This window comes from Pseudomonas sp. FW300-N2F2 (genome assembly GCF_017351655.1).
Classification (GTDB): domain Bacteria; phylum Pseudomonadota; class Gammaproteobacteria; order Pseudomonadales; family Pseudomonadaceae; genus Aquipseudomonas; species Aquipseudomonas fluorescens_AA.
Window position 1 is genome coordinate 454,712 of record NZ_JACNDQ010000001.1, and the last position, 17,940, is coordinate 472,651.

At 62.0% G+C, this 17,940-nt stretch carries 20 protein-coding genes; 10 read left to right on the plus strand and 10 right to left on the minus strand.

The window, feature by feature from the left end:
* Positions 1–64 precede the first annotated feature (64 nt).
* Together J4E63_RS02125 and upp are read right to left on the minus strand one after the other, a co-directional pair.
* The gene (locus J4E63_RS02125; RefSeq protein ID WP_207280930.1) at positions 65–1,339 is read right to left on the minus strand and encodes a uracil-xanthine permease family protein; all 1,275 of its coding nucleotides are present in this window, start codon (positions 1,337–1,339) and stop codon (positions 65–67) included.
* Positions 1,340–1,341: 2 nt separating this feature from the next.
* Positions 1,342–1,980, minus strand: a complete 639-nt coding sequence (upp, locus tag J4E63_RS02130) for a uracil phosphoribosyltransferase (RefSeq protein ID WP_192262121.1) — start codon at positions 1,978–1,980, stop codon at positions 1,342–1,344.
* A gap of 164 nt (positions 1,981–2,144) precedes the next feature.
* On the opposite strand from upp, the gene J4E63_RS02135 reads away from it, so the two are divergent.
* Together J4E63_RS02135 and J4E63_RS02140 are read left to right on the plus strand one after the other, a co-directional pair.
* Positions 2,145–2,702: a hypoxanthine-guanine phosphoribosyltransferase gene (locus J4E63_RS02135; RefSeq protein ID WP_053125250.1), complete on the plus strand. Its 558-nt coding sequence runs from the start codon at positions 2,145–2,147 to the stop codon at positions 2,700–2,702.
* Between the two features lie 3 nt (positions 2,703–2,705).
* On the plus strand, positions 2,706–3,179 hold the full coding sequence (locus tag J4E63_RS02140; RefSeq protein ID WP_207280932.1) for a WbuC family cupin fold metalloprotein: 474 nt from the start codon (positions 2,706–2,708) through the stop codon (positions 3,177–3,179).
* Between the two features lie 126 nt (positions 3,180–3,305).
* On the opposite strand, the gene dauA is transcribed toward J4E63_RS02140, so the two are convergent.
* Positions 3,306–5,048, minus strand: a complete 1,743-nt coding sequence (gene dauA, locus J4E63_RS02145) for a C4-dicarboxylic acid transporter DauA (protein WP_207280933.1) — start codon at positions 5,046–5,048, stop codon at positions 3,306–3,308.
* Positions 5,049–5,315: 267 nt separating this feature from the next.
* Between dauA and J4E63_RS02150 the strand changes: the two genes are divergently transcribed.
* The 3 genes from J4E63_RS02150 (at position 5,316) to J4E63_RS02160 (ending at position 6,803) form a co-directional block, all read left to right on the plus strand.
* A complete protein-coding gene (locus tag J4E63_RS02150; RefSeq protein ID WP_207280935.1) occupies positions 5,316–5,801 on the plus strand; it encodes a hypothetical protein in 486 nt (161 codons plus the stop codon).
* Between the two features lie 62 nt (positions 5,802–5,863).
* Positions 5,864–6,151 carry a PA4642 family protein gene (locus tag J4E63_RS02155; RefSeq protein ID WP_207280937.1) on the plus strand — a complete coding sequence of 96 codons (288 nt, stop codon included), beginning with the start codon at positions 5,864–5,866 and terminating at the stop codon, positions 6,149–6,151.
* A 190-nt stretch (positions 6,152–6,341) separates the two neighbouring features.
* Positions 6,342–6,803, plus strand: coding sequence for a hypothetical protein (locus J4E63_RS02160; RefSeq protein ID WP_207280938.1), 462 nt, complete (start codon positions 6,342–6,344; stop codon positions 6,801–6,803).
* Positions 6,804–6,866: 63 nt separating this feature from the next.
* Here the strand turns inward: J4E63_RS02160 and mqo are convergent, their stop codons facing one another.
* Together mqo and J4E63_RS02170 are read right to left on the minus strand one after the other, a co-directional pair.
* On the minus strand, positions 6,867–8,372 hold the full coding sequence (mqo, locus tag J4E63_RS02165; protein ID WP_207280941.1) for a malate dehydrogenase (quinone): 1,506 nt from the start codon (positions 8,370–8,372) through the stop codon (positions 6,867–6,869).
* 737 nt (positions 8,373–9,109) lie between these two features.
* Positions 9,110–9,343: a hypothetical protein gene (locus J4E63_RS02170; RefSeq protein ID WP_014340171.1), complete on the minus strand. Its 234-nt coding sequence runs from the start codon at positions 9,341–9,343 to the stop codon at positions 9,110–9,112.
* 205 nt (positions 9,344–9,548) lie between these two features.
* Between J4E63_RS02170 and J4E63_RS02175 the strand changes: the two genes are divergently transcribed.
* Positions 9,549–10,133 carry a YajG family lipoprotein gene (locus tag J4E63_RS02175; protein ID WP_003205489.1) on the plus strand — a complete coding sequence of 195 codons (585 nt, stop codon included), beginning with the start codon at positions 9,549–9,551 and terminating at the stop codon, positions 10,131–10,133.
* Positions 10,134–10,246: 113 nt separating this feature from the next.
* On the opposite strand, the gene J4E63_RS02180 is transcribed toward J4E63_RS02175, so the two are convergent.
* A complete protein-coding gene (locus J4E63_RS02180; protein WP_003185312.1) occupies positions 10,247–10,453 on the minus strand; it encodes a hypothetical protein in 207 nt (68 codons plus the stop codon).
* Between the two features lie 265 nt (positions 10,454–10,718).
* Here J4E63_RS02180 and J4E63_RS02185 point away from each other — a divergent pair, with 265 nt between their 5' ends.
* Positions 10,719–11,000 carry a hypothetical protein gene (locus J4E63_RS02185; protein ID WP_060740672.1) on the plus strand — a complete coding sequence of 94 codons (282 nt, stop codon included), beginning with the start codon at positions 10,719–10,721 and terminating at the stop codon, positions 10,998–11,000.
* Positions 11,001–11,222: 222 nt separating this feature from the next.
* Here J4E63_RS02185 and J4E63_RS02190 read toward each other — a convergent pair whose 3' ends face one another.
* Positions 11,223–12,389 carry a 1-acyl-sn-glycerol-3-phosphate acyltransferase gene (locus tag J4E63_RS02190; protein WP_207280943.1) on the minus strand — a complete coding sequence of 389 codons (1,167 nt, stop codon included), beginning with the start codon at positions 12,387–12,389 and terminating at the stop codon, positions 11,223–11,225.
* A gap of 139 nt (positions 12,390–12,528) precedes the next feature.
* On the opposite strand from J4E63_RS02190, the gene J4E63_RS02195 reads away from it, so the two are divergent.
* The 3 genes from J4E63_RS02195 to J4E63_RS02205 are packed head-to-tail and all read left to right on the plus strand — an operon-like array spanning position 12,529 to position 13,645.
* On the plus strand, positions 12,529–12,711 hold the full coding sequence (locus J4E63_RS02195; RefSeq protein WP_060740674.1) for a CPXCG motif-containing cysteine-rich protein: 183 nt from the start codon (positions 12,529–12,531) through the stop codon (positions 12,709–12,711).
* Positions 12,712–12,721: 10 nt separating this feature from the next.
* Entirely contained in the window at positions 12,722–12,982 is a 261-nt protein-coding gene (locus tag J4E63_RS02200; RefSeq protein WP_024619861.1) for a putative signal transducing protein, read from the plus strand.
* Between the two features lie 39 nt (positions 12,983–13,021).
* On the plus strand, positions 13,022–13,645 hold the full coding sequence (locus J4E63_RS02205; protein ID WP_192262127.1) for an SOS response-associated peptidase: 624 nt from the start codon (positions 13,022–13,024) through the stop codon (positions 13,643–13,645).
* Between the two features lie 138 nt (positions 13,646–13,783).
* Here the strand turns inward: J4E63_RS02205 and J4E63_RS02210 are convergent, their stop codons facing one another.
* The 3 genes from J4E63_RS02210 to algW all read right to left on the minus strand — a co-directional run bounded on the left by J4E63_RS02210 (position 13,784) and on the right by algW (position 17,928).
* Positions 13,784–14,503, minus strand: a complete 720-nt coding sequence (locus J4E63_RS02210; RefSeq protein WP_192262128.1) for a DUF4198 domain-containing protein — start codon at positions 14,501–14,503, stop codon at positions 13,784–13,786.
* A gap of 13 nt (positions 14,504–14,516) precedes the next feature.
* Complete coding sequence (locus J4E63_RS02215) at positions 14,517–16,622, minus strand: TonB-dependent siderophore receptor (RefSeq protein WP_207280946.1); 2,106 nt, start codon at positions 16,620–16,622, stop codon at positions 14,517–14,519.
* Positions 16,623–16,767: 145 nt separating this feature from the next.
* Positions 16,768–17,928: a Do family serine endopeptidase AlgW gene (algW, locus tag J4E63_RS02220; RefSeq protein WP_207280948.1), complete on the minus strand. Its 1,161-nt coding sequence runs from the start codon at positions 17,926–17,928 to the stop codon at positions 16,768–16,770.
* Between the last annotated feature and the right edge of the window lie 12 nt (positions 17,929–17,940).

Sequence of the window (17,940 nt, forward strand, 5' to 3'; positions counted from 1 at the left end):
CCACTGTGGGAGCGAGCTTGCTCGCGATGGCTGTCAGGCCGACAACAAAGCCTTCAAGCTTGAGTCAGATCAGCGGCTCATCCGCCTTCTTCTGCTTCCAGCCGTCATTGCCCGGCAGCAGCAGGTTCAGCGCGATCGCCACCACCGCGCACAACGCGATGCCTTTGAGGCCGAAGTCGTCCGGGCCGGTGCCGGTGCCTACCAGCACGCCGCCGATGCCGAACACCAGCGTCACCGAAACGATCACCAGGTTGCGCGCCTCACCCAGGTCGATCTTGTGGCGGATCAGCGTGTTCATGCCCACCGCCGCAATCGAACCGAACAACAGGCACAGGATCCCGCCCATCACCGGCACCGGGATGCTTTGCAGCAGCGCGCCGAACTTGCCGATGAACGCCAGGCTGATGGCAAAGATCGCCGCCCAGGTCATGATCTTCGGGTTGTAGTTCTTGGTCAGCATCACCGCGCCGGTCACTTCGGCGTAGGTGGTGTTGGGCGGGCCACCGAACAGGCCGGCGGCGGTGGTGGCAATGCCGTCACCGAGCAGGGTGCGGTGCAGGCCGGGTTTCTTCAGGTAGTCGCGACCGGTCACGCTGCCCACGGCAATCACGCCGCCGATGTGCTCGATGGCCGGCGCCAGGGCGACCGGCACGATGAACAGGATCGCCTGCCAATTGAACTCCGGCGCGGTGAAGGCTGGCAGGGCGAACCAGGGTGCGGCGGCGATTTTCGCGGTGTCCACGACCCCGAAGAAAAACGCCATGGCAAAGCCCACCAGCACACCGGAAATGATCGGCACCAGGCGGAAAATGCCTTTGCCGAACACCGCCACGATCAGGGTGGTGAGCAGGGCCGGCATCGAGATCATCATCGCGGTCTGATAATGGATCAGCTCGGTGCCGTCGCCGGCCTTGCCCATTGCCATGTTGGCGGCAATCGGCGCCATGGCCAGGCCGATGGAAATGATTACCGGACCGATGACCACTGGCGGCAGCAGGCGGTCGATGAACCCGGTGCCCTTGATCTTCACCGCCAGGCCCAGGAAGGTGTAGACGAAACCCGCCGCCATCACCCCACCCATGGTCGCGGCCAGGCCGAACTGGCCCTTGGCGAGGATGATCGGGGTGATGAAGGCAAAGCTCGAGGCCAGGAACACCGGTACCTGGCGCCCGGTGACGAGTTGGAACAGGATCGTTCCGAGGCCGGCGGTGAACAGCGCCACGTTAGGGTCCAGCCCGGTAATCAGCGGCATCAATACCAGCGCGCCGAAGGCGACGAACAGCATCTGCGCGCCGGACAGGACCTGGCGCCAGAGCGGATCGTTGAACTCATCCTGCATGCTCAAGCGTCCTTCTGCTTGGTGCCGAAGATCTTGTCGCCGGCATCGCCCAGGCCCGGGATGATGTAGCCCTGCTCGTTGAGTTTCTGGTCGATGGACGCGGTGTAGATGGTCACGTCCGGGTGGGCGTCCTGCACGGCCTTGATGCCTTCGGGAGCGGCGACCAGCACCATGGCGCGGATCTCCCGGCAACCAGCCTTTTTCAACAGGTCGATGGTGGCGACCATGGAGCTGCCGGTGGCGAGCATCGGGTCGATGATCATCGCCAGGCGCTCGTCGATTTCCGGCACTAGTTTTTCCAGGTAGGTGTGGGCTTGCAGGGTCTGCTCGTTGCGAGCCACGCCCACGGCGCTGACCTTGGCCCCCGGGATCAGGCTCAGTACGCCTTCGAGCATGCCGATGCCGGCGCGCAGGATCGGCACCACGGTGATTTTCTTGCCGGCGATTTTCTCCACCTGGACCGTACCGGCCCAGCCATCGATTTCGTAGGACTCCAGCGGCAGGTCCTTGGTGGCTTCATAGGTGAGCAGGGCACCGACTTCCTGGGCCAGTTCACGGAAGTTCTTCGTGCTGATATCGGCGCGGCGCATCAGGCCGAGTTTGTGTCTGATCAGCGGATGGCGGATCTCGAGGATGGGCATGGGGAAGGCTCCGGCGGCGGGCAAAAAAACCGGCCTAGATTAATCTATCCGAGGGTGTTGTCCTATAGACAATACAGAACGTTAGTCCACAAACGCTTGATCTGGCCGGGCGGGATGCGTACCTTTGCCGGCTTTTCCGAACCCTGCCCCCCCTGGAGAGCGCCATGTCCGCTGATCTCGAGCATATCCGTCAAATCATGCGAGAGGCTGACTGCCTGTACACCGAAGCCGAAGTCGAAGCGGCCATCGCCCGTGTCGGTGCGCAAATCAACGAGCAACTGGCCGATGCCAATCCGGTGGTGTTCTGCGTCATGAACGGCGGGCTGATTTTCTCCGGCAAGCTGTTGACCTATCTGAACTTCCCCCTGGAAGCGTCCTACCTGCACGCGACGCGTTATCGCAACGAAACCAGCGGTGGCGACCTGTTCTGGAAAGCCAAGCCGGAAGTCTCGTTCATCGACCGCGACGTGCTGATCATCGACGACATCCTCGACGAAGGTCACACCCTGGGCGCGATCATCGACTTCTGCAAACACGCCGGCGCCCGCGCCGTGCACACCGCCGTGCTGATCGACAAGGACCACGACCGCAAGGCGCGGCCTGACTTGAAAGCCGATTTCGTCGGCCTGCCGTGTATCGACCGCTACATCTTCGGCTACGGCATGGACTACAAAGGTTACTGGCGCAACGCCAATGGCATTTTCGCCGTCAAGGGGATGTAATCGATGACTCGGCCAAGTTTCCTGGAACACGCGTTGTTCGATGAATTGGCCGAGAAAGCCGCGGCCAGTCCTCGCGGACGCCAGCACCATAACTTCCATGAGATGGATGAACCGTGCCACCGCATGGCGGTTGGCTTGCAGCCTTGCACCTACATCCCGCCGCACCGCCACCTGAGCGCCGATAAGGCGGAAACCTTGCTGGTGCTCAAGGGGCGGCTGGGGGTGTTGATTTTCGACGAGGCCGGTGCGGTGGTGGACAAGCGGATCCTGCAGGCCGGTGGCGATTGCCTCGGCGTCGACCTGCCCTCTGGCGTGTATCACGGGTTGGTGGTGCTGGAAGCCGACAGCCTGATGTTCGAATGCAAGGCCGGTCCCTACCGGCCCGTGGGCGAGGGCGAACTGGCCCACTGGGCGCCCCGCGAAGGCGAGCCAGGCGTGGCCGAGTACCAGGCCTGGATGCGTGCTCAGTTTGACTGAGCACCGAGTCAGGCAGGGCAGCGGAGATTTTGTGGCGAGGGAGCTTGCTCCCGCTTGGGTGCGTAGCACCCACCTGCAATTGGGGCTGCTGCGCAGCCCAGCGGGAGCAAGCTCCCTCGCCACAGTTCAAGCAAGTCTTGGATGAGCGGTGTTGCCGCCGGCCAACCATTGCTCACTCTTGACCCGCGCCTGCTCCAGGGTCTGCACATAGGCCAATTGCCGCTGTTCGCGATGAATGCCGGCGCGGCGCAGTTTCAGGCGCACCCTGGGCGCGGTCGCCACCAGGATCAGGCCGATGCCGTGCTTGCGGTAATCCTTCAGGATATTTTCAAACGCAGCCAGCGCGGTCATGTCCAGCATGGGCACGGCGCTCATTTCCACGACCACCACCCGAACGCCCGGGTCGAACCGGCGCAGCACATCCAGGGCTTTTTCCGCCGCGCCAAAGAACAGCGGTCCACGAATGGCGTAGCAGCGAACGTGCTCGGGCATGTCCAGCAGGGCCTGGTGAAAATGGCGCGGCAACTCGGTGCTGTCGGTCAATTCGCTCATGCGCTTGATGAACAGCCCGGCGGCCAGCAGCAGGCCGACGGCGACGGCCAGGACCATGTCGAACAGCACCGTCAGGCCCAGGCAGGTCAGCAGCACCAGCACGTCGCTGCGCGGGGCGATGCGCAGGGTGTGCAGCACATGCCCGGCTTCGCTCATGTTCCAGGCGACCATCACCAGCAGTGCGGCCAGTGCAGCCATGGGCAAGTAACTGAACAGCGGCGCCAGCAGCACAATCGCCACCAGCACCACGAGGCTGTGGATGATTGCGGCCAGCGGTGAAAAGGCGCCACTGCGCACATTGGTGGCGCTGCGGGCAATGGCGGCGGTGGCGGTGATGCCACCGAACAGCGGCGCCACCAGGTTGCCCAGGCCCTGGCCCATCAGTTCGGCATTGGGATCGTGCTTGCTGCCGGTCATGCCGTCCGCCACCACCGCGCACAACAGTGATTCGATGGCACCGAGCATGGCGATGGCAAAGGCGGGCGCCAGCAATTGGCGGATCAGGTCATAGGACAGGATCAACGGATGTCCCTGGCTGTCCGGCAGGTTCCAGGGCCAGTCGAAGCTGGGTAGGAAGGGCGGGATGCCCGGGTGAGCGATGCCATCGACGACGTAGCTGAAACGTTCGCCCAGCGTCGCGATCGGCCATCCGCCGCGCTCCATCGCCAGCCCCAGCAACGTGCCCACCAGCAGCGCCACCAGATGCCCAGGCACCCGTGGCACCCAGCGCGGCCAGGCAATCAGCACCGCCAGGCACACGGCCCCGATGACCCCATCGCCGAGACGGGCACCGGGCAGCGCCACGATCAATTCGCCCAGCTGTTCGATGTAGTGTTTGGCTTGGCCTGCGGTGGTCAGCCCCAGCAGATCCTTCAGTTGCAACGTGGCGATGACCACGCCGATGCCGGCGGTGAAGCCGAGGATGACCGGATAGGGAATGTACTGGATCAAGCGGCCGGCGCGTAACAGGCCCAGGGCGATCAGGATCAGGCCGGCGAGCATGGTGCACAGCAGCAGGCCGCCCAGGCCGTATTGTTGGGTGATGGGCAGCAGGATCACCACGAACGCCGCTGTCGGCCCGCTCACGTTGAAGCGCGAGCCGCCGGTGAGGGCGATCAGCGGGGCCGCCACCAACACCGTGTACAGGCCGTTCTGCGGCGGCACGCCGACGGCAATCGCCAGGGCCATGGCCAGGGGGATGGCGATAATGCCGACGGTCAGCCCGGCCACCAGATCGCCGCGCAGGCGTTCCAGGGTGTAGCCGGCACGCCAGGTCTGGCGCCAGGCGGCGAATAACGGTGGGGCGGAGAAAGCCATGAATACTCCTCGCAAGGGGGGCTGGCACTGGCCCCGTGGCGAGGGAACTTGCTCCCGCTCGAGTGCGTAGCGCTCGCAATATTCTGGGGCGGCTGCGCCACCCAGCGGGAGCAAGCTCCCTCGCCACAAAGGCAGGCGCCAGTGAGATCGACGCTGATGGCCTCTTTGAGTATGCCGCGCTCGCTGTCCGGATGTATTGATCCGGATCGCTTATTTTTACTGTCCGTGCTCATGCTAGAGTGCCCGGCCAAGATTCTGGAGGTTGTCATGCGTGTATCGATCCGCCGCTGCGCCACTTCACTGTTGATCGCCAGCCTGCCTTTGACGGCCGTGGCCGCGCCGATGCACAGCCAGTTCCTGCCGCCGGATGACCAGGTGGTGCGCCAGGAACAGCCCGAACAGCAGCAGTTGCTGCAAGTGACCGAATATTCGGTGGTGCTGGGGAACCAGCGCCAGTCCAACCAGCAACCGATCCCGGTCACTTCGCCCTTGCTGGTCCGTCTCAAGGGCAAGTCCTTGAACAAGGGGGCGACGATCAGCCAGGTGATCCTCAACTTCGACGGCGAAAGCAAAAGCTTGAAGAAACCGGCCTTCGACGAGGCGAGCAAGACCCTGACACTGTCTTATCCACAGGCCCAGTACCGGGTGGTCATCGACCTGTTGCGCAACAACACGGTCTACGTGCAGTTCCTCACCTACGCCAACGGCCATATCTGGGCCGACCTGCACACCGGCATCGAACGCCCGCGTTGAGCCCCGAGGCCTGCCGGGGGTAAACTGCCCGCCCCCGTGAATTGTGCGAGTTGGAGCCGGCAATGCGTAAAGACAAGAAACAAGTGATTGGCGACGAGATTGGCGACGAGCAGATCAAGCTGTTCCTCAATTTCGAACCGGTCGATGCCACTTCGCCGTCGTTGCACAAACTGATCAAGGCCTACCGTGGCCTGCGGGTCGATGATTTCGAGCGTTTCCTGACGTTCTTCGTCGAGACCGGCCATGACCTCGACGGCAAGGATGAGCACGGCAACGATTTCGTTGCGCTGATCCAGGACCAGCGTAATGCCGAGGAATACATCGAGTTGATCAATAAGGCGCGCCGCTGAGTTGAACCCCTGTCAACGCTCTTCGGAGCGTTGAATCGTTCGGGCTGATCGCAACTAATCTCTTCTTCTGCAAGTTGCTCCGAAAGGTTATGTCACCATTCGGGCTGTTTTGTTTTATTTGAATTTCCATTACTTTTGCGCCGAAGCCAAGTGGCTTTGACGTCATCGTTTAAATGGAGCTGTATTCATCATGGAAGATCAAAAGAAGTTTGTCGCCGGGGCGTTATTGTCCCTGGCGGCGTGTCTGGCAAGTTCAGCTTCCTGTGCACGGGATGAAATTGTCAATGTCGAAGTCTATAACGCAACCGCCGCCGTCATCGTTCCCGGCAGAAATTTTACCTGGACGCAGAATCCGGCCAATGCAGGCCACAGCTTTTCGATAAACCCGGGCGAGAGCCAGGAATTAACCTACTACCTGCCCCAGTCACGCGCCGAGCGAGAGGCCTTCAGCTATACGCAAGGCAGCCGAACCTGTCATTTCAGCTTTGGACATGTCGCAAGGGCACCGGGCAATGATAAAGAGGCAATGCCTTATCATCGCTGGGTCAAGGCGGAGCCGGCGGGTTCCTGTGTCGCTGAATTGTTTTATGTTGAAGATGATGACGACTATGTGAGTCACGGTGGAACACGCGTCAAATTCAGCATGAACTAACACCGAGGAAATAAAAAAGCCTCCCGTCTGCACGGGAGGCTTTTTTATATTAGCGGCAAGGTGTCAGGCGTAACTTTGAGCCTTGCTGTCTTCAACCAACTCCAACGCAATGTTGTTCTGCGCGTTGATCTTGCGATACAGCGCCGCGTCGGTTTCCAACACTTTTTCCCGGGCCGGGAATATCTCTGCGAGCTTGTCAGCCCACTCGCCCTTGGCCTTGTCCGGGAAGCAGCGCTCGATCAGTTCCAGCATGATCGATACGGTCACCGAAGCACCCGGCGATGCGCCGAGCAGGGCGGCGAGGCTGCCGTCCTTGGCCGCCACCAGTTCGGTGCCGAACTGCAGGACGCCACCTTTCTTCGGGTCCTTCTTGATGATCTGCACCCGTTGGCCGGCCACTTCCAGGCGCCAGTCTTCGGCTTTCGCCTCGGGGTAGAAGCGACGCAGGGATTCCAGGCGCTGCTCCATGGACTGCATCACTTCGCTGATCAGGTACTTGGTCAGGTCCATGTTGTCCCGGGCCACGGCCAGCATCGGGCCGATGTTGCCGGCGCGTACCGACAGCGGCAGGTCCATGATCGAACCGTGCTTGAGGAACTTGGTGGTGAAACCGGCGTATGGCCCGAACAGCAGGGATTTCTTGCCGTCGACCACGCGGGTGTCCAGGTGCGGCACCGACATTGGCGGCGAGCCCACGGCGGCCTGGCTGTAGACCTTGGCCTGATGGTGCTTGACCACTTCCGGGTTGTCGCAACGCAGCCACTGGCCGCTGACCGGGAAGCCACCGAAGCCCTTGCTTTCCTCGATGCCCGAGGCTTGCAGCAGCGGCAAGGCCGCGCCGCCGGCACCGAGGAACACGAACTTGGCGTCGACTTCGCGGGTGCTGCCGGAATTGACGTCCTTGATGCTCACGGTCCAGCCGTTGCCGTTGCGCTTGAGGCCGGTGACGCGCTTGCAGTATTTGACCTGGGTGTCCGGGGCGCTGGTCAGGTGCTTGAGCAACTGATTGGTCAGGGCGCCGAAGTTGACGTCGGTCCCGTTCATGACGCGGGTGGCGGCGATGACTTCATCGTCCGGCCGGCCAGGCATCATCAACGGCATCCACTCGGCCATCTGGCCTTTGTCTTCGGTGTATTCCATGTCGGCGAAGGCGTGATGCTGGCGCATCAGCTCGAAGCGCTTCTTCAGGAACGCCACGCCTTTCTCGCCCTGTACGAAACTCAGGTGTGGCACCGGGGCGATGAAGGACTTGGAGGAGCCGAACGTGCCTTTCTGGGTCAGGTACGTCCAGAACTGCTTCGACACTTCGAACTGGGTGTTGATGTGCACGGCTTTCTTGATGTCGACGGTGCCGTCGGCCGCCTGGGGTGTGTAGTTGAGCTCACACAGCCCGGCGTGGCCGGTACCGGCGTTGTTCCACGGGTTGGAACTCTCCGCGGCACCAGAGTCCATCAGCTCGACGACTTCCAGCGAGATCGCGGGGTCGAGTTCCTTGAGCAGCACGGCCAGGGTGGCACTCATGATGCCGGCCCCTACCAGAACTACATCGACTGCTTCGTTATGCGCCATTTAACGCGTCTCCAAAATCTGCAGCACCAAATTGTCGGCATAGCGGCCAGGAGTGGCGGGGCAGGTCAGTTGCGCCCCAGTTATCCATGGCCAGGATCGCCATGTCCGAATCTTCGCAATTTTTCGCACCTACTGCGGATGCATGCAGCCTGGCCTCAAGAGTCACATGAACTCATTTAAGCGCCGGGCAGGCAATTCGACTTATGGCCGAGACATCCGTTCGTGCAACCAAATCCGTAGCGGACAGGCTTCAGGCGCCGGTTCTTGAGCGATATCCGGTCCTGTGTCGTTGGGCTGTTTCAGACGCTAATGGTGCTTGTTCAGACGCAAAACTCTTCATTTGCTCGCCACACTCTCGTGAAGTTGTGAAAACCCGTTTTTTCACGCTCTTTTGAAGACGTGAACCTCAAAAAAGGGCTGTCCCAGCCTGGCACCGTGCCCGGTTTGGTTGCCCCCATGGAGTACATGACAGGCAAAACAGGCAGACAGCTCAGTGACCGAGCGTAATGACAGCTCTGCAGATTCGCGAAAAGTGGTGATTTGCCTGGAGAACAGCAAGCGCGCCAGCTTCACTCGATCTGTGTGGGCGGCTCTCTGTGGGCGGTGCGGGGTGCCAATACCAGCGCATCAGCGGTGTTGCGAGGCCCGATCAGGAGACGTCCTTATAATCGGGGGGAGATTGTATCGAAGAAACGCAGGGAAATGGTCGTGTTTAATGACTTTTATTAGCCGTCCGGTCAGATGGTCAACAGTTGCCGGTTGCGTGCGCGGGCACGAAGCGGTTGCACGCGGGCGCTGGCGGGCAATGGCTGGTGCAACCAGTTGAGGCGGATTTCGTCGATTTCCACCCAGCCCTCGCCCATGGGTTGCAGGCTGCACTGCTTGAAGGCCTGGCAACGGCCGTTGCGATCGAGCAGGGCGAAGCTGCGGTGATGGGGACGCGGGGTGAACAGGGAAATGAGGAAGCGCATGAGTGGATACCGGGTCAGGGAGCTTGGAGCAAGCCTGACAGCGGGCCATGACATGCCGGTGTAAGGACCGTGACAATGGGGTGACAGGAACCGGCAATCACGGCCCGTGTCAGACATTTCAGTATTCATCGTGCGACGCTAGTTCACGGCGATGGCGCACCGCTATACTGCCGGCCTGTTTGTGCCCGATTCTGGAGAGAAGAGCATGTTGCAACGCCTGTTGTTCGGTTTGATCGCTGTGACCAGTCTGACCCTCGTCGGCTGCGCCCACAGCCCGCAACAACTTAACCCGGAGCCCAAGCTCAATGCCCAACTGGCGCCTGTGGGTCGTGGCCAGCCGGTGGTGGTGCGGGTCGTGGACGGTCGTCCGTCGCCGACGCTCGGCACCCGCGGCGGGCTGTACCCGGAAACCAGCGTGATCACGGTGCAGGGTGCGCAGATCCTGCCCAAGCTGCAGGCCCAGGCTGAAGCCGCGGTACGTTTGCTGGGCTTCACGCCGACCGCCAATGCCTTGAATGCACCGCAGTTGACCGTGACCCTGGCTGAGCTCAAGTATCAGTCGCCCAAGGAAGGCATGTACGTGACCGAAGCCACCATCGGCGCGACCTTCCGCTCCGACGTGCAGAACGCCAACCGCCGCTACAGCGGGCGTTACGGGGCGTCCCTGGACCAGCGCTTCGGCATGGCGCCTAACCAGGACACCAACACCAAGCTGGTCAGCGACGTGTTGAGCGATGCCCTGACCCGGCTGTTCAAGGACCCGACCATTGGCCAGGTGCTGGCTGAGTAAGCATTAAGTCTGCAACCCCGTGGGAGCGAGCTTGCTCGCGATAGCTGAGTGTCAGCCATCTTGATGTCGGCTGATCCACCGCTATCGCGAGCAAGCTCGCTCCCACAGTTTTTTCAGGCCGCCTGGGAATAGAATTCCAGCACGCTGATCCCGGTCAGCAGGTCTGTCTCAGGCAGGTCGGCATGTTGATGGCCGCCGAGGGCGCAGTACACCAGCCAATGGCGGTCCTGCACATTGAAGGACAGGCTGTCGACGAGGTTCTGTTGTTCGTCGCTTGGGCTGATGAGATAGAGGCGATCCTGGTTTTCGGCGTGCAGCATGACGGGTTCCGTGCGGGTTTGAAGGGCGACAGAGTGGCCTATTCAGATGACGAAACCGTGACGGGGGAAATTAAGCCAAGGCTTGATTGCGAAGCCTGTGGCGAGGGAGCAAGCTCCCTCGCCACGAAGTTACCAGGCCATTATCCCAGCCGGTCGTTACTGGTCGGAAAAAACGGTGCAGGACGGCAGGCTTTCGGTAGAATCCGCGCCCTGTTCGTAGGCCACGGGCGTGTCTGTCCTGTCCGTTTTTCGCTTGAGGTTCGTGATGTCGCTGCATCTGTTTTCGTTGTTCGCTGCCCACCCCGCCAAACTGATCAACCTGCTCGCGTTGCTGTTTGCCTGCCCGGGCGGCTGGGTGCTGCATGCGACGCGTCGCCGTGAACAACGGGCGCGAGCCTGCCTGCAAGCACGCAATGGCAATGGCGAGGAGCGCTTCGAAGCACTGCTGGACCTGGCCACCCAGCGCATGAACCGGTTTTTCTATCGGTTCGGCTTTGGCTGCCTGGCGCTGGCGTTGCTGGTGTCGTGGATCAGTACGCAGTTCTGACTGCGTAGCCGTGGCGAGGGCGCTTGCAGCGCAAGCGAGGGCCGCCAGGCAAAGGTGCTTTTGTGGCGAGGGAGCTTGCTCCCGCTGGGCTGCGAAGCAGCCCCCTCTTGAACGGTCAGCCCCAAGGCTCTGACTAACCGCAAGCCCGTTTTGCGATTGCTGCGCAATCGAGCGGGAGCAAGCTCCCTCGCCACAGAGACCCTGTGTCCTCAGACCTGTCGCTTAAAGCGCCAACCCCGCCTTGACCCGATACTGATTACGCACTGGCGTCGCATATTGCAGCACCAGGAACGGCCGGTGTTCCGGCGGGCAAGCGTCCAGCCGGCGCTGCCATTCTTCCTGGGCCTTGGCCAGTTCATCGGCGCCAAACACCTCGGCGGCCGTCGGTACCTGCAACTGCGGGTCGGCGTCGGCCCATTGGGCGTAAGCCAGGTAATGCACCGGGAACAGGCGGTAGCCGCCGAGAATCTGCCGGTCCATTTCCAGGGCCAATTGCTTGGTGTCCTCGAACAGCTCGGTGATGGGCGCGGCGAAGTTCACGTGGACCCGGCCCTTGTAGCCGGTGATGCCCTTGGCGATGCTCACGTCGTCCTCGCCCGGTGCCTTGGTGTAGGTGCCGGTGGTGGCGCGGATGAACAGCTCGCGGGCCTTGGCCTGGTCGCACGGGTCATATTCGTAGCTGATCGACACCGGCGTGAGGTTCAGCGACTGGATCACCTCGCCGAACGGCTCGTCCTTGCGACTCATGTGGAACATCTTGAGGATCGCCGATTCGGTCCGGTCGTCGCCGTCCTTGGCCCGCCCTTCGGCCTGGGCGATCCAGATCGAGGCGCAGTCGTTGCGGATCGAATGGTTGATGTACGCCGACAGCAACTGGTACGCCGCCATTTTTTCCCGCCGTCCGGTGATGGAGCGGTGCACGATGAAGCTCTTGTTCAGGCGCATCAGGTCGCTGACAAAAGGCTTTTGCAGCAGATTGTCGCCAATGGCGATGCGCGGCGTCGGCAGGCCGGCGTGGTACACGGCGTAGTTGACGAAGGCCGGGTCCATCACGATATCGCGGTGGTTGGCGATGAACAGGTACGCACTGCCGGACTTGAATTGCTCCACGCCGGTGTAGGTCACGCCATCGGTGGCGCGCTCGATGGTGTGGTCGACATAGAACTCCACCTTGTCCTGCAAAGTGGCGACCGACGTCACACCGGCGAACTCACGGCGCAATCTTTGCGCTATAAGGGGTTTGAGCATCCAGCCGAAGGCGCCGGCCAGGCGTGGGAAGCGGAAGTGGGTGAGGATATCTAGAAACGCCTTGTCGCCGAGCAGCCGTGCCAGCACCGCTGGGACTTCGCTGTCGTCGTAAGGTCGGATGGCATCGAATTCGCCCATCATGCTCTCTTGTTGGAAACGGCTAGGGTAAGTAAAGGTTCGATCGAAAAAACGACGGGGCACGGCCTGGAAGATAAGCCAGACGAAAATAGCCCTGCAAATAGACCGGCAATTATACGCACAAGTCACTTGGGAGACCGCGATGCTGGAGCAGGCTCATTATGATTGTCCCTATTGTGGGGAGGATGTGGAGACAACCGTGGACTTGTCCGGCGGCGACCAGACCTACATCGAGGACTGTCAGGTGTGCTGTCGACCGATCACCTTTGTGCTGCAGGTCCATGGCGAGGAATGGCATCTCGAGGTCTTCAGCGAAAACGAATGATGGGGCGCCCATGCAGCGAATCTACGAACTGGAAAACCTGATGGAAGGCGAGTTGTTGCAAGGGATGCTTGCGAGCGAAGGCATCACGGCGCATCTGGTGGGGCGTGATTTGCTCGGCGGCGCGGGGGAGTTGCCCATGCAGGGCCTGCTGGGGCTGGCGGTGGAGGACGAGCAGGCGCAATACGCCCGTGAGTTGATCGCCGCGTACAATGTCGCGCTGCCGCTGCCCGGCGATGAACCGGACAGCTACCCCGGCACGCTGGTCTGTTAGGCTGGCGGTCGTTCGTTCGATCAAGAGTCGTGTTGCCCCATGTGTGGACGTTATGCCCTGTTTCGCTGGAACCCCACCTTTGCGGCCCTGCCCGGTTTTCCCGCTGATCAGAAGGCCCAGTGGAATATTTCGCCCAACGATTCGGTGCTGATGCTGCGGGCCGGCGCCGAGGGCCAGCGCGAGCTGGCTCGGGCGCGTTGGGGCCTGACGCCGCCGTGGCTGACCGACCTGTCCCGCACCCCGGCCCATGCCCGGGCCGAAACCGTGGCCGAGCAGCCGATGTTTCGTGAGGCCTTGCGCCTGCGCCGCTGCCTGCTGCCGGCCAACGGCTTTTATGAGTGGCGCGGCGGCACGCGCAAGCGTCCGTACTGGCTGACGCCGGGGGAGGGTTCGTCGCTGTTTTTTGCCGCGATCTGGGAAGCGTATCCGGTGCAGGAGCAGGTATGGCTGAGCACGGCGGTCATCACCCAGCCGGCGGCGGGCCAGCGCCGGCCGTTGATCCTGGACGAAGAAGGCCAGCGCCTGTGGCTCGACCCGCAGACGCCGCTGCATGCCTTGCAAGGGTTGCTGGCAAGCGAGCCGGCGCCACTGCGCGAGCGGGTATTGGCCAATATGGTCAATGATCCGAAGCTCAATGGGCCGGAGTGCTTGACTCCGGCTTGAGCTTTGCGGTGATTGTGCCGGCCTCATCGCGAGCAAGCTCGCTCCCACAGTGGGTTACTGGGGCGTTCACAAAAAATGTGTTCACCGCCTATCTCCCGTGGGAGCGAGCTTGCTCGCGATGGCGTCGTGTCAATCAACCTAGTCGTGATGCGGTTCGCCCAGGAAGGTCAGCGAGGTGAACACGCCGCGGCTGGCCACGTCCTTGTTGTCCTTGAGCGCAATTTCCATCTGCGCCGCGATCACATTCAGGCCTTCGTTGCGTACCAGCACCTTGGCCCGGCCTTCTGCGTCGGTTTCGGTCGAGACGGTGTTCGGCGCGCTGCGGTAGTCGCCCACCAGTTTCACACCGGCCGCCGGTTTGCCATCCAGCAGCACCCGTACCGGCAATGACTGGCCCGGTCCTACGGTCAGCGGGTCGACTTCCGGCAGGATCACGAACTTGATCGGTGCAAGCGCCGGCAGTTTCGCTCCCGGCTCATAGATCGCCAGGCTGTACTTGAACGTCTGGGTCGACTCGATCGCCCCGGGCACTTTGCTGCGGCCTTCGTTGATCCACTTCTTGTCCGCCGTCTGGGACCACATGCCATTGTCCAGCGCCACCGCCAGCACGGCCGGCGGCTTGAGCGGTTGCAGGCGGGCGTGGTCCGGCAGGCGCTCTACGGTGACCGGAATCATCTTGCCGCCCAGGTCATAGGCCCAGGCACCGCTGATTTTCTGCGCCTTGAAGGCATTGTCTTCGGCGCCGTGGCCGTAGATCACTTCGATGTTGCCGCGACGCTGTTCGGTCCACAAGCCATGGGCCGAGGCCTGTGTGGCCAGGAGCAGGCCGAGCAGGGCGAAGGTCTTGGGGTGTTTCATGGCGTTTTTCCTTTTACAGAGCGAGGGTAAGACTGACGGTGAAGTTGCGCGGTTCGCCGGGGGTGACCCAGTAGTTGCTGTAGGCGCGCTCGTAGTATTTTTCGTCGAAGACGTTGTTCAGGTTCAGGCCCACGGTGACGTCGTCGCTGGCCTTGTAATGGGCCAGCAGGTCCACGGTGTGGTAGGCCGGCAGTTCGAAGTCCTTGCCGGCTTCGCCCGAGCGATCGCCGACGTAAGTGAGCGCCGCGCCGACATCCGAACCGCGCAGGTGCCCGTCCTGGAGTTCGTAGACCCCCAGCACGCTGCCGCTGTGTTTGGCGACGCCGAGGATCCGGCTGCCGGTGGGATTTTCCCGGTCACCCTGGGTCACTTCGGCATCGATGTAGGCATAGGCGCCGATCACGCGCACGGCGTCGGTCACCTGCCCAGTCACTTGCAGGTCGATGCCCTGGCTGTGGGCCTTGCCGATGGCGCGGCTGAAGTCGGTCCCGGCGACCGGGCTCAGGACGTTTTCCTTCTCTATATGGAATGCCGCCAGGGTGGTGCTCAGGCGATCGTCGAACCACTCGCTCTTGATCCCCACTTCATAGCCCACCCCTTCCTCGGGATCGAAAGTCTTGCCACTGGCATCCAGGCCGTTGTTGGGCTTGAACGAGGTGGAGGCGTTGGCGAACAGCCCGACTTCGGGTGTCAGTTGATACAGCAGGCCGGCCCGCTGCGTCAGGGTGTCGTGGCGCTGGCGGCTGGTTTTACTGCGGGTGTGGTCGTCGATGCTCTGCTCGAAATGCTCATACCGCACGCCGAGCATGCCCCGCAGCTTGTCAGTGAAGATGATCTGGTCCTGCAGGTTCAGTGCGCGGCTTTGCACGTGTTCGAAGAAGTCTGTGCCGGTCCGGGCACCATTGGGTTTCGGCTGGCCGTAGATCGGTTGATAGAGGTCGATGGGGTAGGTGCTGCCACCGATGGTGGTCACGCGCTCGTTCTTGCGGTAGTCCTCGTATTCGCTGCCGACCAGCAGTTCGTGCTGCCAAGGGCCGAGGTCGAACAGGCCGCGCAATTCCAGTTGGGTGATGCTGTCGTGCCAATTGTTGTCGCGCTCGCGATAGCGGCGGTTCACCGTATGGCCGTCGGCGTTCAGCGGGCGCGCTTCAGAGGCGAAGCCCCAGAGTTCACCTTGTTTGTAGTGGCTGGCCAGGCGCAATTGCCAGGTGTCGTTGAGCTGATGTTCGAGGGCGGCCTGGAGCATGTTGTTGTGATTGTCGATGTCGCCATCGTTGGGTTCGCCCAAAAAGGTCGAACGGGAAACGCCGCTCCACCGATTGTTCGGGGCGACGATGCCACGGTCGAATGTCGAGCTGTGGCGCACGATTTCGCTTTCCACCAGCAACCGCGTGTCGGGGTTCAACTGCCAACTGATGGAAGGCGCGACGAAAACGCGCTTGCTGTCGACGTGATCGCGAAAGCTGTGGTTGTCCTCTACCGCCAGGTTGACCCGCGACAGCAACTGGCCCTCGGCGTCCAGTGGTGTGTTGACATCCAGTGCGGTGCGATAGCGGTCCCAACTGCCGGCGCTGGTCTGCAGGGTGGTGAAGGCTTCCGGTTGCGGTTTCTTGGTGACGATGTTCACCGTACCGCCGGGATCGCCACGGCCATACAGGCTGGCAGCCGGGCCCTTGAGCACTTCGATGCGTTCGATGTTTGCGGCGTCCGGTGTGCTCGGATAACCGCGGTTGGCGCTGAAGCCGTCCTTGTAGAACTCCGACGTCGTGAAGCCGCGCACGCTGTATTCGTAGAGCGTCAGGCCGCCGAAGTTGTTCTGCTTCGACACACCGCCGGCATATTCCAAGGCCCGCTCGACGCTGGTGCTGCCCAGGTCCTTGAGCACGCTGGCGGGAATCACACTGATCGATTGCGGGATGTCGCGCAGGGCGGTGTCGGTTTTGGTGGCGCTGGCCGAGCGGGTGGCGCGATAGCCCGTGACAGGGCCGGTGGGGGATTCGTAGTCGGACGTCACGGTGATGGCGTCCAGCTCCAGGGGTTGGATTTCTTCGGCGTAGGCCGGATCGCCGAGCAGGCCCAGGGCGAGGCTGACAGCTGAAATCCGTTTTAGGGGTGGCATGTTATATTGTTCCAATTTTCAGTATTGAAACAATATAACACTACTAATGAGAATTTATGCTATCTGTGTTTTTCAGAGAAAACGGAACCGGACACGGGTTTTGTGGCGAGGGAGCTTGCTCCCTCGCCAGGGGGCTTTGAGGGGGTTACTGTTCTTCCTTGAGCACCATCGGCGCTGGCGGTGGGCGCAGGCCGATTTCAGCGGTGAGCTTGAGCTCCTTGCCGTTGCGCATGACCTGGATCGTCACCTTGTCGGTGGGCTTGATCCGCGCCACCTGGTTCATTGAGCGGCGGCCATCGCCGGCCGCTTCGCCATCGATGCTCAGGATCACATCGCCCAGTTGCAGGCCGGCCTTCTGCGCCGGACCGTCGCGGAAAATTCCCGCCACCACGATGCCGGGCCGTCCGGACAAGCCGAAGGATTCCGCCAGCTCCTGGGTCAGCGGCTGGACTTCAATGCCCAGCCAGCCACGGATCACCTGGCCGTGTTCGATGATCGACTTCATCACCTCCATCGCCAGCTTCACCGGAATGGCGAAACCGATGCCCTGGCTGCCGCCGGACTTGGAAAAGATCGCCGTGTTGATCCCGGTGAGGTTGCCGTTGGCATCCACCAGCGCGCCGCCGGAGTTGCCGGGGTTGATCGCGGCGTCGGTCTGGATGAAATCCTCGTAGTTGTTCAGGCCCAACTGATTGCGCCCGGTGGCGCTGATGATGCCCATGGTCACGGTCTGGCCGACGCCGAACGGGTTGCCGATGGCCAGGGCTACGTCACCGATGCGGATGCTGTCGGAGCGACCGATGGTGATGGCCGGCAGGTTCTTGAGGTCGATCTTCAGCACCGCGAGGTCGGTTTCCGGGTCGCTGCCGATCACCCGAGCCAGGGTTTCACGGCCGTCCTTGAGGGCCACCACGATCTGGTCGGCACCGGCGGTGACGTGGTTGTTGGTCAGGATGTAGCCTTCCGGGCTCATGATCACGCCCGAGCCCAGGCTCGACTCCATGCGTTTCTGCTTGGGCGAGTTGTCGCCGAAGAAGCGCCGGAACTGCGGGTCTTCGAACAGCGGATGGCTGGGCTTGTTGATGACCTTGGTGGTGTACAGGTTCACCACGGCCGGCGCGGCGGTGGTCACGGCGTCGGCATAGGACACCGGCCCCTGCTGCACCGCCTTGGTTTGCGGCGCTTGCTGCAGGTTGACGTCGAGGCTCGGCAGGCCGACCCATTCCGGGTAGCGCTGGATAATCAGTAGAGCGACAAGCACGCCGGCCAACAGCGGCCAGCCGGAAAAACGCAGCGCCTTGAGCATTAAGCACGTCCT

Excerpts from the sequence above, each read along its gene's own strand:
- J4E63_RS02125 (WP_207280930.1), bottom strand. The coding sequence starts at position 1,339 with ATGCAGGATGAGTTCAACGATCCGCTCTGGCGCCAGGTCCTGTCCGGC.
- upp (WP_192262121.1), bottom strand. The coding sequence starts at position 1,980 with ATGCCCATCCTCGAGATCCGCCATCCGCTGATCAGACACAAACTCGGC.
- J4E63_RS02135 (WP_053125250.1), top strand. The coding sequence starts at position 2,145 with ATGTCCGCTGATCTCGAGCATATCCGTCAAATCATGCGAGAGGCTGAC.
- J4E63_RS02140 (WP_207280932.1), top strand. The coding sequence starts at position 2,706 with ATGACTCGGCCAAGTTTCCTGGAACACGCGTTGTTCGATGAATTGGCC.
- dauA (WP_207280933.1), bottom strand. The coding sequence starts at position 5,048 with ATGGCTTTCTCCGCCCCACCGTTATTCGCCGCCTGGCGCCAGACCTGG.
- J4E63_RS02150 (WP_207280935.1), top strand. The coding sequence starts at position 5,316 with ATGCGTGTATCGATCCGCCGCTGCGCCACTTCACTGTTGATCGCCAGC.
- J4E63_RS02155 (WP_207280937.1), top strand. The coding sequence starts at position 5,864 with ATGCGTAAAGACAAGAAACAAGTGATTGGCGACGAGATTGGCGACGAG.
- J4E63_RS02160 (WP_207280938.1), top strand. The coding sequence starts at position 6,342 with ATGGAAGATCAAAAGAAGTTTGTCGCCGGGGCGTTATTGTCCCTGGCG.
- mqo (WP_207280941.1), bottom strand. The coding sequence starts at position 8,372 with ATGGCGCATAACGAAGCAGTCGATGTAGTTCTGGTAGGGGCCGGCATC.
- J4E63_RS02170 (WP_014340171.1), bottom strand. The coding sequence starts at position 9,343 with ATGCGCTTCCTCATTTCCCTGTTCACCCCGCGTCCCCATCACCGCAGC.
- J4E63_RS02175 (WP_003205489.1), top strand. The coding sequence starts at position 9,549 with ATGTTGCAACGCCTGTTGTTCGGTTTGATCGCTGTGACCAGTCTGACC.
- J4E63_RS02180 (WP_003185312.1), bottom strand. The coding sequence starts at position 10,453 with ATGCTGCACGCCGAAAACCAGGATCGCCTCTATCTCATCAGCCCAAGC.
- J4E63_RS02185 (WP_060740672.1), top strand. The coding sequence starts at position 10,719 with ATGTCGCTGCATCTGTTTTCGTTGTTCGCTGCCCACCCCGCCAAACTG.
- J4E63_RS02190 (WP_207280943.1), bottom strand. The coding sequence starts at position 12,389 with ATGATGGGCGAATTCGATGCCATCCGACCTTACGACGACAGCGAAGTC.
- J4E63_RS02195 (WP_060740674.1), top strand. The coding sequence starts at position 12,529 with ATGCTGGAGCAGGCTCATTATGATTGTCCCTATTGTGGGGAGGATGTG.
- J4E63_RS02200 (WP_024619861.1), top strand. The coding sequence starts at position 12,722 with ATGCAGCGAATCTACGAACTGGAAAACCTGATGGAAGGCGAGTTGTTG.
- J4E63_RS02205 (WP_192262127.1), top strand. The coding sequence starts at position 13,022 with ATGTGTGGACGTTATGCCCTGTTTCGCTGGAACCCCACCTTTGCGGCC.
- J4E63_RS02210 (WP_192262128.1), bottom strand. The coding sequence starts at position 14,503 with ATGAAACACCCCAAGACCTTCGCCCTGCTCGGCCTGCTCCTGGCCACA.
- J4E63_RS02215 (WP_207280946.1), bottom strand. The coding sequence starts at position 16,622 with ATGCCACCCCTAAAACGGATTTCAGCTGTCAGCCTCGCCCTGGGCCTG.
- algW (WP_207280948.1), bottom strand. The coding sequence starts at position 17,928 with ATGCTCAAGGCGCTGCGTTTTTCCGGCTGGCCGCTGTTGGCCGGCGTG.